Source organism: Mesorhizobium sp. RIZ17 (assembly GCF_051127865.1).
GTDB classification, from domain to species: Bacteria; Pseudomonadota; Alphaproteobacteria; order Rhizobiales; family Rhizobiaceae; genus Mesorhizobium; species Mesorhizobium humile.
The window spans coordinates 5,884,145-5,897,700 of the sequence record NZ_CP147861.1; the positions used below are offsets into that span (position 1 = coordinate 5,884,145).

Annotated in this window: 9 protein-coding genes; all 9 read right to left on the reverse strand. The window is 62.9% G+C overall.

The annotated features are described in order from the left end of the window. Window positions 1-63: 63 nt before the first annotated feature. The 9 genes from WDX12_RS28675 to WDX12_RS28715 all read right to left on the reverse strand — a co-directional run bounded on the left by WDX12_RS28675 (window position 64) and on the right by WDX12_RS28715 (window position 13,553). Entirely contained in the window at window positions 64-783 is a 720-nt protein-coding gene (locus tag WDX12_RS28675; RefSeq protein WP_434722862.1) for a peptidylprolyl isomerase, read from the reverse strand. After that, window positions 780-1,499: a respiratory nitrate reductase subunit gamma gene (gene narI, locus WDX12_RS28680; protein ID WP_434722863.1), complete on the reverse strand. Its 720-nt coding sequence runs from the start codon at window positions 1,497-1,499 to the stop codon at window positions 780-782. The genes WDX12_RS28675 and narI overlap by 4 nt, the downstream gene beginning before the upstream one ends. Before the next feature lie 18 nt (window positions 1,500-1,517). Further along, window positions 1,518-2,141: a nitrate reductase molybdenum cofactor assembly chaperone gene (gene narJ / locus WDX12_RS28685; RefSeq protein WP_434722864.1), complete on the reverse strand. Its 624-nt coding sequence runs from the start codon at window positions 2,139-2,141 to the stop codon at window positions 1,518-1,520. A gap of 10 nt (window positions 2,142-2,151) precedes the next feature. Then, complete coding sequence (gene narH / locus WDX12_RS28690) at window positions 2,152-3,684, reverse strand: nitrate reductase subunit beta (protein ID WP_434722865.1); 1,533 nt, start codon at window positions 3,682-3,684, stop codon at window positions 2,152-2,154. Then, on the reverse strand, window positions 3,681-7,460 hold the full coding sequence (locus WDX12_RS28695) for a nitrate reductase subunit alpha (protein WP_434722866.1): 3,780 nt from the start codon (window positions 7,458-7,460) through the stop codon (window positions 3,681-3,683). The genes narH and WDX12_RS28695 overlap by 4 nt, the downstream gene beginning before the upstream one ends. Window positions 7,461-7,481: 21 nt before the next feature. Then, entirely contained in the window at window positions 7,482-8,735 is a 1,254-nt protein-coding gene (locus WDX12_RS28700) for an MFS transporter (protein WP_434722867.1), read from the reverse strand. A 391-nt stretch (window positions 8,736-9,126) separates the two neighbouring features. After that, window positions 9,127-10,107 (reverse strand): GlxA family transcriptional regulator, encoded by a 981-nt coding sequence (locus tag WDX12_RS28705; RefSeq protein WP_434722868.1) that lies wholly within the window; start codon window positions 10,105-10,107, stop codon window positions 9,127-9,129. Between the two features lie 271 nt (window positions 10,108-10,378). Further along, window positions 10,379-11,683 carry an MFS transporter gene (locus WDX12_RS28710; protein WP_434722869.1) on the reverse strand — a complete coding sequence of 435 codons (1,305 nt, stop codon included), beginning with the start codon at window positions 11,681-11,683 and terminating at the stop codon, window positions 10,379-10,381. Between the two features lie 67 nt (window positions 11,684-11,750). Further along, window positions 11,751-13,553: a hydantoinase B/oxoprolinase family protein gene (locus WDX12_RS28715; protein ID WP_434722870.1), complete on the reverse strand. Its 1,803-nt coding sequence runs from the start codon at window positions 13,551-13,553 to the stop codon at window positions 11,751-11,753. Between the last annotated feature and the right edge of the window lie 3 nt (window positions 13,554-13,556).

The following is a 13,556-nucleotide window of genomic DNA, read 5'->3' on the forward strand; positions in this document are numbered from 1 at the left end:
ACGAACTCAATGGGAACCCTAGCCCGGTCAGCAGGTCCAAGCGCAAACTGCACAAGGTCGAGCCTATTGCACCAAAGGCGACGGGCTTGCTTCCAGATGGATGCCCTCGACCTCCGCCTGTCCGGCCAGGATGCTGACATACTGGCGCAGCGCCCTTTCCTCCACTCGTGACCGGAGCCGTTCGGCGATCCGCTCCTGGACGACTTCGAACGGAAGCTTGCGGCCCGGGATGCGCTGGTCCACCGCCACGATGTGGAAGCCGTAGCGCGTCCTTGCGAGTTCTCGCAGGATTCCCAACGCTCCGAACTTGAAGAGGGCCTTCTCGAACTCCGGCACCATGTCGCCGCGGCCGACCTGGCCGAGATTGCCGCCCTGCTGGCCCGAAGGACAGTTGGAAAGCTCCGCCGCCATCGCGGCGAAGCGGTCCGGCTCGGCAAGCAATGTGTTCAAGGCCTGCTCGGCGCGGGCTAGTATCTGCGGCACGTTAACATGCGGCGTCACCTGGAACAGGATGTGCCGCGCGTGGACGAGGTCGCCGCTCTCGAATTCGGCCGAGTTCTGCTCGTAGTAGCGGCGACACTCGGCATCGGTGGGTGCCGGCGTCGCCACCTCCTTCTCCAGCAACGCTTCGACCGCCGACTCGACAGCCGCGTCGTCTTCAACGGAGGGATCGAGCAAACCGACCGCAACCGCGCGCTGGCGCAAAAGCTCGCGCGCGGCGGCAAGCTCCGCCGGATGGTCGGCCTCGACCGCCACGGCTATGCCATTCACCGACAGGATCATGGCCTGGTCGGCTCCTGGGCACGGGTTTTAGGCGTGCGCACGATCTGGTAAGGCCTGAACAGATAGGAAAGCGCCCCTGCCCCGCTCCAGATATGAATCATGCGCGTGAACGGCGAAACCAGGAACAGCGTGAAGCCGAGCAATATGTGCAGTTTGTAGGTCAGCGGCACCCCCATCATCGATGCCGCCGCCCCGCCGTCGAGCGTCACTATGCCTTTCACGTAGGCCGTCAGCGTCTCGAACAGTTGGCCGTCCATGTGGAACGCCGACAGCGGCACGGTGAGCAGGCCGAGCGCAAGCTGCAGCCACAGCATGAAGGTGATGGCGATGTCCCATTTGCGGCTGTTCAGCCTGATGCGAGGGTCGCCAAGCCGACGGTGAATGAGGATCGTCAGCCCGACGATGGCGACGAGGCCGGCGATGCCGCCCACCACCATCGCAAGTAACTGGTGCGCGACCGGCGACAGCGCCCAGTCGACCGCCCAGTGCGGTGCCAGGAAGCCGATGAAGTGGCCAAGGATGACGACGATGACGCCGTAATGGAAGAAGGTGGAGCCCAACTGCAGTTCGCGTTTGCGCAGCATCTGCGAGGAATCGCTCTTCCAGGTGAAGGGCTCGCGGTCGAAGCGGATCAAGCTGCCGATCAGGAGCACCACGAGACAGATATAGGGATAGACGCCGAAGAGCAGCGTGTTGACGTAAGAATTGGTGAGCATCGAGAGCCTCCTTCCTTCTCAAATCGTGGAGCCGCCGCCGGGCGGCGCGGCATCGGCAAAGGCGGGGCGCTCGACCCAGTCGCTGTCGAGCGTTTCCGTCTGCTCGCGGACCGGCTTCACCTTGGCCGCGTCGATCGGCTTCTCGCCGGCGATGACCAGCAGCGCCTGGATGACGGCGGCATATTGGCTTTGCCGGGCGAGCAAAGAACGGCAGATCGAAGCGAGAATGGCCGCGCAGTCGGCCAGCAGCTCGCGCGCTTCCGTCATGTTGCGCAGGCTCAGGTACTCCAGCACGACAGGCAGGTAGTCCGGCAGTTCCGATGCGGTCAGCTCGAAGCCGGCAGCGCCATAGAGGGCCTTCAACTCGACCATCGCGACGCCCCGGTCGCGGCCATCGCCGTGCAGATGCTCAAACAGATGCAGGGACAGAGCCCGGCCGCGGTCGAACAGGTCTACGTAGCGCTCCTCGGTGGCAAGCAGGCTACCCTCTCCGATCTCGTCGATCAGCGCTAGCAGGACATCCCGCTCGCGCGCGGCCACTAACGGCGAGGTGCACACGACCTCGGCGATGTCGGGCAGTGCCTGGCGCATCTCTTCGCTCGGATAGGACAAAAGTGCGCTGAAGGCCTTGAATATCAACATGGGACCATCCTCACGTATCGAGCGGCCGCACGGGATTGAGCTTGCGGCGGCCCATCTTGCCGCCGAAAAGCGTCGAATGCGGCGGCCCGAAATCGCAGCCATTGCCGAAGGTGAAACCGCAGGAGCCCTTGAGCCCGTAGGCATCCTCCGCGTCCTCGCGGTGGCTGGTCGGGATGACGAAACGGTCCTCGTAATTGGCGATGGCGAGATAGCGGTGCATGTCCTCGACCTGCGCCACGCTAAGCCCAGCCTGCGCCAGCACCGCTGCACCATCGCCCTCGCCGAGCTGGCGCTGGCGGAAGTAGATGCGCATCGCGAGCATCCGCTCCAGCGCCGCGACGACCGGCGCCTCGGCGCCGGCGGTGAGCAGATTGGCGAGGTAGCGCACAGGGATGCGCAGCGAGCGCACGTCGGGGATCTCGCCCACCGTCTCGATCGCGCCGGCATTGGCGTGCGACTGGATAGGCGAAAGCGGCGGCACGTACCACACCATCGGCAAGGTGCGGTATTCGGGATGCAGCGGAAAGGCGATCTTCCAGTCCACCGCCATCTTGTAAGCGGGCGAGCGCCTTGCCGCCTCGATCCAGTTGTCGGCGATGCCGTCCGCGGCCGCCTGTTCCGCGACCGCCGGATCGTTCGGATCGAGGAACAGCTTGAGCTGCGCCTCGTAGAGATCCTGCTCATCCTCCACGGAAGCCGCGCGCTCAATGCCGTCGGCATCGTAGAGGAGCACGCCGAGATAGCGGATGCGGCCGACGCAGGTTTCCGAGCAGACGGTCGGCTGCCCGGCCTCGATGCGCGGATAGCAGAAAATGCACTTCTCCGCCTTTCCCGAGGTCCAGTTGTAGTAAATCTTCTTGTAGGGACAGCCCGACACGCACATGCGCCAGCCGCGGCACTTGTCCTGGTCGATCAGGACGATGCCGTCCTCCTCGCGCTTGTAGATCGAGCCGGAGGGACAGGAGGCGACGCAGCTCGGGTTGAGGCAGTGTTCGCACAGCCTCGGCAGATACATCATGAAGGTGTTTTCGAACTGGCCGTATATATCCTTCTGCACCGCCTCGAAATTATAGTCCTGCGAGCGCTTGTCGAACTCGCCGCCAAGGATCTCCTCCCAGTTCGGCCCCCATTCTATCTTCTCCATCGGCCGGCCGGTGATCAGCGACAACGGCCGGGCGACGGGTGCGGTCGGGAGTTCGGGCGCCTTCTGCAGATGCTCGTAGTCGAAAGTGAAAGGTTCGTAATAGTCGTCGATCTCCGGCATGTTCGGATTGGCGAAGATTTTCGCCAGAATGGCGAGCTTGCCGCCCTGCTTCGGCACGATCTTCCCGTTCTTCTTCCGCTTCCAGCCACCGTTCCAGCGCTCCTGGTTCTCCCAATCCTTGGGATAGCCGATGCCGGGCTTGGTCTCGACGTTATTGAACCAGGCGTATTCCATGCCCTGGCGCGAGGTCCACACCTGTTTGCAGGTGACGGAGCAGGTGTGGCAGCCGATGCATTTGTCGAGGTTCATCACCATCGCTATCTGTGCGCGGATCTTCATGATGCAGCCTCCTCGGCAACCGGATCGACGGGATTGGAATGGTCGAGCCATTCGACCTTGACGAGCTTGCGCACGACCACGAACTCGTCGCGATTGGAGCCGACCGTGCCATAGTAGTTGAAGCCGTAGGAAAGCTGCGCGTAGCCGCCGACCATGTGGGTCGGCTTCAGCATCGTGCGCGTGACCGAATTGTGTATGCCGCCGCGCTGGCCAGTGATCTGGGAACCCGGCACGTTCACGATCTTCTCCTGCGCATGGTACATCATGCACATGCCTTCCTGGACGCGCTGGCTGACCACAGCGCGCGCCGCGATCGCGCCATTCAGGTTGAACAGCTCGATCCAGTCGTTGTCGACGATGCCGGCCTTCTTGGCGTCCGTCTCCGAAAGCCACACGATCGGCCCGCCGCGCGACAGCGTCAGCATGATCAGGTTGTCGGTGTAGGTGGAGTGAATGCCCCATTTCTGGTGCGGGGTGATGAAGTTTAGCACGATCTCCTTCTCGCCGTTCGCCTTCTTGCCGAGCATGGCGGCGGCCGTTCGCGTGTCGATCGGCGGACGGTAGACGGCAAAACCCTCGCCGAAATCGCGGAACCAGCGATGGTCCTGGTAGAATTGCTGGCGGCCGCTGATGGTGCGCCACGGGATCAGCTCGTTCACGTTCGTGTAGCCGGCCGTGTAGGAGACATGCTCGCTCTCGATCCCGGACCAGGTCGGCGAAGAGATGATCTTGCGCGGCTGCGCCTGGATGTCGCGAAAGCGGATCTTCTCGTCTTCGCGCGTCTCGGCAAGATGGGTGTGGTCGCGCCCGGTGATACTGCCGAGCGCCTCCCAGGCCTTCACCGCCACTTCGCCGTTAGTCTCGGGTGCCAGATACATCACGGTTTCGGCTGCATCGATGTCGGTGTCGATGCGCGGCCGCCCGTCGGTCGGTCCGCCGTCGTTGACGCGATGGTTGAGCGCGCCGAGCCCCTTCACCTCGGCCTCGGTATTCCACGAAATGCCCTTGCCGCCATTGCCGAGCTTGTCGGCTAGCGGGCCGAGCGCGGTGAAGCGGCGGTACGTGTTGGGATAGTCGCGCTCGACCACGCCGATCTGCGGCGCGGTCACCCCGGGCACCAGCTCGCATTCGCCCTTCTTCCAGTCCTGCACCTCGAAGGGCTGGGCAAGCTCGGCCGGCGTGTCGTGCTGGATGGGTGTTAGCACCACGTCGCGCTCGATGCCGAGATGGCCCTCGGCCAGCTCGGAAAAGCGCTTGGCGATCGCCTTGTAGGTCTCCCAGTCGCTCTTGGCCTCCCACACCGGATCCACCGCGGCGGAGAGCGGGTGGATGAACGGATGCATGTCGGAGGTGTTGAGGTCGTTCTTCTCGTACCATGTGGCGGTCGGCAGCACGACGTCGGAATAGAGGCAGCTCGTCGACATGCGGAAGTCGAGCGTCACCACGAGGTCGAGCTTGCCTTCGGGCGCGGCATCGCGCCACTTGACCTCGGTTGGCTTCTCTCGGCCTTCCTCGCCGAGGTCCTTGCCCTGCAAGCCATGCCGGGTGCCGAGGAAATGGCGCAGGAAATACTCGTGTCCCTTCCCCGACGAGCCGAACAGATTCGAGCGCCATATGAACAGGTTGCGCGGGAAGTTGATCGGATTGTCGGGGTCCTCGCAGGCCATGGCGAGCTTGCCGGATTTGAGCCCGGCAACGACATGGTCCTTCACCTCGACGCCTGCTTTCTCCGCCTCCGCCGCGAGCGTCAGGGGATTGACGTTGAGCTGCGGCGCCGATGGCAGCCAGCCCATGCGCTCGGCCCTTACGTTGAGGTCGATCATGCTGCCGCGGTAGGGCGCGGGATCGGCGAGCGGTGACAGCAACTCGGCAACGTCGAGCTTCTCGTAACGCCACTGGTCGGAATGCGCGTAGAAGAAGGAGGTGCCGTTCATGTGGCGCGGCGGCCGCACCCAGTCGAGCGCGAAGGCGAGCATGGTCCAGCCGGTCTGCGGCCTGAGCTTCTCCTGACCGACATAATGCGCCCAGCCGCCGCCGGACACGCCAACGGTGCCGCACATCATCAACATGTTGATGATCGAACGGTAGCCCATGTCCTGGTGGTACCAGTGGTTCATGCCCGCCCCGATGATGACCATGGAGCGGCCCTTCGTCTTCTCGGCATTGGCGGCGAAGCCGCGAGCCACGTCGACGGCGTGAGCGGCCGAAACGCCGGTGATCTTCTCCTGCCAGGCCGGCGTATAGGGAACGTTGTCGTCGAAACTCTTGGCACAGTCCCCGCCCAGCCCGCGGTCGAGCCCGTAGTTGGCGCAGAGAAGGTCGAAGACGGTCGCGACATGGGCCTCGCCGTCGGCGAGCTTGACGCGCCGCACGGGCACGCTGCGCAAAAGCACGTCGCTACCCTGGTCGTTGCCGGGAAAATGCGGATGCGGAATGCCGCCGAAATAGGGGAAGGCGACCGAGAGCACGTCGTCGCGCCGGTCAATCAGGCTCAGGCCCAGCCGCACCTCCTTCCCCGTCTCGCCGTCCTTTTCCTCAAGGTTCCAGAGCCCCTTATCCTCGCCGTCCGCCGGCCAGCGGTAGCCCATCGAGCCCTGCGGCACGACGAGGTCGCCGCTTTCCTCCGCCACCGCCACCGTCTTCCAGGCGGCCCGGTCGGATCTCGGCGTTTTGCGACGCGATTTCGGCCCGTCGGCGAGATCGCTCCGGCGGACGTAGCGGTCAGGCACGAAGCGGTCGCCGTCCTTCCTCAGCCTGACCAGCATCGGCAAGTCAGTCAGACGGCGGCAGTAGTCCTCGAAGTAGGGTGTCTTGCGGTCGAGGAAGAATTCTTTCAGGACAACATGGCCCATCGCCATGGCGAGCGCGGCATCCGTGCCCTGCTTGGGATGCAGCCAAAGGTCGGAAAGCTTCGCTACCTCGGAATAGTCCGGTGTCACGGCCACGACCTTGGTGCCGTTGTAGCGCGCCTCGACGAAGAAATGCGCGTCGGGCGTGCGCGTCTGGGGCACGTTCGAGCCCCAGGCAATGATGTAGGCGGAATTGTACCAGTCGGCCGATTCCGGCACGTCGGTTTGCTCGCCCCAGGTCTGGGGACTCGACGGCGGCAGGTCGCAATACCAGTCATAGAAAGAGAGAAGCGTGCCGCCGATGAGGCTCAGATAGCGCGCTCCGGAGGCATAGGAGACCATGGACATTGCCGGGATCGGCGAGAAGCCGACGACGCGGTCCGGGCCCCATGTCTTGATCGTGTGGACATTGGCGGCGGCAATGATCTCGGCCGCTTCCGCCCAGGTCGAGCGCACGAAGCCGCCGCGCCCGCGCATCGCCTTGTAGGACTCTGCGACCTTCCCGTCGCCGACGATCGAGGCCCATGCCTCGACGGGTCCGAGCGTCTTGCGCAACTCGCGCCAGGCGCTCACGAGGCGGCCGCGCACCATGGGATATTTGATGCGGCTCGCGCTGTAGAGATACCAGCTGTAGGAAGCTCCGCGCGAGCAGCCGCGCGGCTCGTGGTTTGGCATGCCGGGACGGGTACGCGGGTAGTCGGTCTGCTGCGTTTCCCAGGTGACGACACCGCTCTTGACGTAGATTTTCCAGGAACAGGACCCGGTGCAGTTCACGCCGTGGGTGGAGCGCACGATCTTGTCATGCTGCCAGCGCTGCCGGTAGCCTTCCTCCCACATCCGGTCTTCGTCGCGCAATTCGCCATGGCCGTCGGCAAAGGGTTCACGGCGTCGGGACAGGTAGGTCAGGCGTTCCAGGAAGTGACTCATCCGGCATTCCTTTCATCAGCGTCAGGCTTGCGAGGCTTTCGGCTGTGCCGCCTCCTCGCCCATGACCGGAGCGCGCCGCACCTCGGTGAGGTAGTTGAGCGTCAGCGACACCCACACGATGCCGTAAAGCAGCATGAAGCAGCTCGAATTGACCCGTGTCCCGTCGAGGATCGCTCCGAACATGATCGGTAGGAGAAAGCCGCCAAGGCCGCCGGCCATGCCCACTATGCCGGACACCGCGCCGATGTTCTCAGGGAAGTCGCCTCCGATGTACTTGAAGGTTGACGCCATGCCGCAGGCAAACGCGATGCCGAGCACGAACAGGAGCGCGGTGAAGAACTCGGCCGATAGCGCTATGCCGAAGCTGGCCGGGCCGTCGATGGTATGGATGGTGAAGTCGGTCCTCGGATAGGAAAGCAGGAACAGGCAGATCCAGGCGACCCACAGCACCCACCAGGTGACGGCGTGGGCACCGAAACGGTCGGAGAGCCAGCCGCCGAAAGCGCGAAACATGCCTGCCGGCAAAGCGAAGCACATGGCGAGCAGCGATGCCTGTGCGATGGTGAGCCCGTATTCCGACTTGAAGTACTGGGGCATCCAGATCGACAGCGCCGTGAAGCCGCCGAACACAATCGAATAGTACTGGCAGTATTTCCACACGCGCGGATCGCGAAGGACAGCAAGCTGCGACAGCATGGAGGACGAAGTCCGCGGCCGCTCCGGATCAGGCGCGGAAAGGCCCCAGAATATTGCCGCCGTCACGATCAGCGCGGCGGCATAAACCTTGGGCACCATCTGCCAGCCATAGGCGTCGATCAGCCACGGCGCCACGAACATGTTGAGAGCGGCACCCACCGTGCCCGCCCCGAAGAAACCCATTGCGAAGCCCCGTTTCTCCTTCGGGAAGAAGCGCGCCACATAGGGCGTGCCGACCGAGAACGAACCACCCACCAGCCCGAGCACCAGTCCCAGCGCGAGGAATTGCCAAAGCGCCGTGGCATAGGACGAAATCCAAACGGGTATGGCGCAGCCCATAAGCAGCGCGAGCATTAGGGGGCGGCCGCCGATCCGGTCGGTCCATATGCCGAGCGGCAGACGGAACAGTGCGCCAGAGAGAACAGGAGTAGCGGTGAGCAGCCCGAATTCGACCGAGTTCAGGCCGAGTTGTTCGCGGATCGGGATGCCTGTCACTCCGAACATCATCCATACCGCGAAGCAGATGGTGAACGCCCAGGTAGTCGCTAGCAGGACGATGAAGCTTCGAACTCCGGTCATCATATCTCCGAAACGGTCGGTAGATTAGAAGTCGGTAAATTAGAAACAGACGCTTGCGGGAACACTGAAGACTTGCTGGCACCTTAGTAAAGTATCTGGCCGACGCAAGCCCTAAGCGACGGACAGGACTGCGGATGCGCCAGGTCCATTCAAAGGGGCGATAGCGCAGGCTATCACTCGGGGCGTGGGCAGTCGTCTGAGATATTCTTTTGCAAGGAGATCGATTTCCATTTAGCGCATGCGCAAGCCGACATCCTGAGTGCGGGGGACCGACTAGACTAAAGTGCGAGCGTCTGCTGCCGCCCGAAAACGGCGTTTTGGAAGCTCGTGAGTATCTTGCACGACGCATCCCAGGGCACACGTTTCCCTATCGGAACGAGTAGCCTGGGAATCATTGCTTCGCAAACACGCGGGAAAGGCGGTTGGGATGTCTGAGATGGGTTGGCGTGATACCTGTATGCTGGCGGAACACCCGGCTGAAATGCCCGGCATTTTCGAAGCCGCATCGGTACGCGATTTCCCCTATCTGCAGGTCGCTGCCTTGCAGCAGGGACTTCGCATAGTGAACCCGCATAGTGAGATAGGCAGCCATCGGGCTGATACCGAGCTCATCGCCGAAAAGACGCTCGAGCTGGCGTCGCGAGCAATTCAATCTGCTTGAGATCTCGGTTATCGACACCTTCTCCTGAAGGTTGCTCTCCATCAAAAGCAAGGCGCGCTTCACGGCGCGACTCGAAGCTCCGGGAAACAGGTCGCCGACAGGCTGCACGTCCCTGCTGTTGCGGATGCGATCGAGCACCAGGATCTTGGCGGCTTTCTCAGCAGCTTTCTGGCCGATGAACTGCGAGACGAAATAACCGGCGAGGTCGGCGGCACCCGTGCCGCCGGCACAGGTCGCGCGGCCGCGGTCGATTGAAAACAGACTATCCGCATGCGCGTTCACGTCGGGGAATTGGTCTCGAAAGTCCTTGATGTGGAACCAGCTGACGGCGGCGCTGTAGCCGTCGAGCAGGCCGTACCGGGCTAGCACGAAGCTCCCAGTGCAAAGCGCCGTCAGCGGCACGCCTTTCTCGGCGGCTCGCAACAGGAACGCCTCCTTTTCCGAACTCAAGCTACGATTGACATCGAGCAGACCGCCGACGACGACGACATTGTCGAAATCCTCCGGATTGCCGATCGCCTTGGTCGGCAGCAGTTCGATGCCGCAGCTCGCCCGGATCGGCAGGCCGCGCTCGCCGACGATCTGCCAGTCGAACTCGACCCTGCGGCTGCGGTCGCCCTCGTCGCCCGCCAACCGCAGCGTGTCGATGAAAAGCGACAATGGCGACAGGGTGAAGTCGCGGACTAGCAGAAACGCAAACCTTTTGGCCATTCTTCTCAGAGCTTTCAGCGGCGGCGCGACGCTGCATACGGCAATCAGCGGGGCTGCCTTATGGTTCTGCGGCTACCTCGATAAAATCAATTCGCTTCACAGGCTGGATCATGAAAGCGGATTGGCATGCAACGCTGCCATGCGATCGCTGGGAGAGGCGGCCAGCCTCTCCCAGCATTCCTTCCGCGCCTGCTTGGCTACGAAGACCAAAACGCAGGCAGATTTGCAGAGCTGCTACCTGAACCAGCCCCAGCACAAAGGGTCATTTGCATCAAGCCAGCGACTCCGCCGCACCGACAAGTTTCGCATCCGAGACGTCGTCAGGAATGACCTTCGGGGCAGCGCAAATCAGTAGTCCGGACACGAAGCAGGGCACGGCTCCGAAATAAAGAGCGGCAAGCTGCCATGTCGACCCAGCGTTAAGCAGGTAGGTTGCGCCAAGTCCCGCCAGAATGGCGCCGATCGGTCCCATCGCGGCGACGAGCGCGCCCCCAGTCGCCCTGATGGTCGTCGGGAAGCTCTCGCCGATGAAAAACAGCAGCGCCGCATAAGGGCCGATAAGGAAGAACAGCCCAAGGCTGTAGAGTGCCATAACCGGACCGAGGCTGTGGGGGGCATACAGCATGCCCGTGAACAAAATGCCGCCTATGGTCCAACCCCAAGCGATCGCATTGCGCCGGCCAATGCGGTCACCGAGAAAGCCAAAGGCAAGATATCCGAGATAGCCGACAAGGTTGGATAGGATCAGGACGATCAACGAGTTCTCGAAAGAGACATGATGAACGTCCGTGATCACGGTCGTCCCAAGCACGCTAAATACCTGGATGGCAAACCAATTGAGCAGGAACGCGCCTCCAAGAACCAGCGTCGTCCGCCGCGTCGGGCCCTGCAGCGTCGCGCGCAAACCGTGTTGATCCCGATCTTGAGTTGCGGGCTGACTACGTTTGAGCTGGTGTGCCAGGAACTGCGGGGTTTCCTTCAGTTTGCGCGCGAAGACGACGATGATCAGCGAGGGAAGCGCGGCAAAGATGAAGCACCCTTGCCAGCCGATCAAAGGCAGCAGGATTGCGGTTAGCGCGGCTGCCAGAAGCGCGCCGATCGGCCAACCTCCCTGCACGAGGCTGTAGAGGAAGCCTCGGCGCCGCGCCACGCTGGGAGGCGCAGCGGCATAAAGCTCGCTGAGATAAGTAGCGTTGACCGTCTGCTCGGCATATCCAAAGCCTCCGAGCGAGCGTATGAGCACCAGGATCAGGCTGCCGAAACCGCCGCCTATCGCCGTAAGGGCCGAGCAGATGGCGGCCCCGGAGACGGTCAGGATTATTCCGTTTCGGCGGCCCATACGGTCCACCGTCGGTCCAACCAGCAAGGCAATCACCGCGGTGCCAACGGCAATCCACGTCGCGAGTCCAGCCTGAAACGCGGTGCTCCAGCCCTCTTGCCTGCCAATTTCCGGGAGCAGCGTCCCGAACAGGATGAAATCGTAAACCGCGAAGACCCAGGCGAAAAGGGTCACCCAGGTCGCGTAGCGTACGTCCTTGGCGCTCATGCCAGCGCTGTTTCCGGTAGTCTCGAACATGCTCTCCTCCCATTGTTGTCGTGGATCAGGGCGTGTTTCAGAACGCCCAAGGGTCAATTCGCGGGTGCTATGAGGCTTTTGCGAGCGCTGCCCGCAGCGCCGCGGTCGCCTCGACATCGACCGTTTCCTGCTCGACGTCGACCGCGACGCCGTAGACATCGCGCGCGTGCTGCGCCGAATAGAAGCCGTCGAGCACGTCCTCGAGCACCTTCTGGGCAGGCCGCTTCAGCGGCGAGCCGTAACCGCCGCCATTGGGGCTGTAATAGGCCATGGTATCGTTGGCCTTCACGGCGAGTCCCGAGAACTTCGAGTGCATCTCGCGGGCAGCACCTGGCGCCGAGGCGTTGTAGATCAGGCATTTGCCGACCGCGCCGTCGGTGCCGCCAAAGATGCCCCAGGGCGCATCCTTGTGGCGTTCTGACTCGTGCGTGATGAAGCCATCGGTCAGCACGCGCTGCGCCTTGACCACGCCCAGTCCTCCCCTGAACTCCCCGGCGCCGGGAGGCACGTCGTCGCGCAGTTCGTAGCGATCGCAGATCATCGGAATATGCATCGCCAGGTCCTCGAGCGGATTGTTGCGCGTGTTGGCCATCAGGTTGTCGATGCTGTCTGGGCCGTCCGAGCGCGGGCGACCGCCATAGGCGCCCTCGTTCACTTCGAGAAACACCCAGTAGTCGCCGCTCGGACGCACGCCCGAATATGCAGCGAAGGAGATCGAGGCGGAGCTTCCGGCAATCACGGTATCCGGCATGACGGGCGCCAGCGCGCGGATGATCAGATCGATCATGCGATTGCACTGGGTGAAGCGCGCCTCCGCGGATGCCGGCGGCTTCGGGTTGAAGATGGAGCCCAGCGGCGCGATCACGTTGATCGGCCTGAACGAACCTTCGTTGGAGGGCACGCGCACTTCGGATGTATAGGCATCTAGCAGAAGCTTGCGGAAAGCCGCATAGGCAGCGACTTTGGTCGAACCTTCGAACGGCACGTTGTAGGCGGTTGGCGTCTGGTCGGCCGAGCCGGTGAGATCGACATCGAGCTCGTCGCCCCTGACGCGGACGGTGACCTTCACCTTCAAGCGCTGGTCGCGATTGCGCCCGTCGTCGTCGAGCCAGCCCTCGGACGTATATTCGCCGTCGGGAATATCGCGGATGCGCTGGCGCATCATACGCTCGGCATAGTCCATCAGCTGGTTGGCCGCCTGGAAGACCGTGTCTTCGCCGAACTTCTCGATCAGCTCCACGAAGCGCTTCGCGCCAAGTCTGGCCGAAGCGACCTGGGCCTCGATGTCGCTCACCAGTTGCTGGGCTGCGCGGCTGTTGTTGCGGATGAAGCTCCACATCGCGTTGTTGGGCTGGCCCTTGCGGTAAAGCTTGATGCCGGCAAACAGCATGCCTTCGGCAAAGACATCCGGCACGTCGATGATGAGGCCGGGCGTCGCCGCTCCGATGTCCACATGGTGGGCGGTGTTGCCGGCAAAACCGATCAGGCGACCGTGCCAGAAGACAGGCACCACGATCGCGAGATCGGGCGTGTGGCTGGAGCCGTGGTAAGGATGGTTGTGGACGATCACGTCGCCTTCGTACCACTCGCCATCCTCAAGCGTTGCCTGGATGCCGCGCAGGTACCCCGGGATCGAGCCGATATGCATCGGGGTCGATTCCGACTCGCACAATGTGTTGAATTCGATGTCGAACAGGCCGGCGCCGAGATCCTCCGATTCACGGATGATCGAGGAAAAGGACATGCGGTAGAGGACATGCGCCATCTCTTCGGCGATGGTCTCGAACGACCCGCGGATGACCTGCAGCGTGATGGGATCGATTTCGGCCGGCATCTCTTTGAGCGCAACGACCTGGGCCATACTGATCATGAT

Bases quoted from the DNA above. Each gene is read 5' to 3' on its own strand.
- WDX12_RS28675 (WP_434722862.1), bottom strand. From the start codon at position 783: ATGATCCTGTCGGTGAATGGCATAGCCGTGGCGGTCGAGGCCGACCAT.
- narI (WP_434722863.1), bottom strand. From the start codon at position 1,499: ATGCTCACCAATTCTTACGTCAACACGCTGCTCTTCGGCGTCTATCCC.
- narJ (WP_434722864.1), bottom strand. From the start codon at position 2,141: ATGTTGATATTCAAGGCCTTCAGCGCACTTTTGTCCTATCCGAGCGAA.
- narH (WP_434722865.1), bottom strand. From the start codon at position 3,684: ATGAAGATCCGCGCACAGATAGCGATGGTGATGAACCTCGACAAATGC.
- WDX12_RS28695 (WP_434722866.1), bottom strand. From the start codon at position 7,460: ATGAGTCACTTCCTGGAACGCCTGACCTACCTGTCCCGACGCCGTGAA.
- WDX12_RS28700 (WP_434722867.1), bottom strand. From the start codon at position 8,735: ATGACCGGAGTTCGAAGCTTCATCGTCCTGCTAGCGACTACCTGGGCG.
- WDX12_RS28705 (WP_434722868.1), bottom strand. From the start codon at position 10,107: ATGGCCAAAAGGTTTGCGTTTCTGCTAGTCCGCGACTTCACCCTGTCG.
- WDX12_RS28710 (WP_434722869.1), bottom strand. From the start codon at position 11,683: ATGTTCGAGACTACCGGAAACAGCGCTGGCATGAGCGCCAAGGACGTA.
- WDX12_RS28715 (WP_434722870.1), bottom strand. From the start codon at position 13,553: ATGATCAGTATGGCCCAGGTCGTTGCGCTCAAAGAGATGCCGGCCGAA.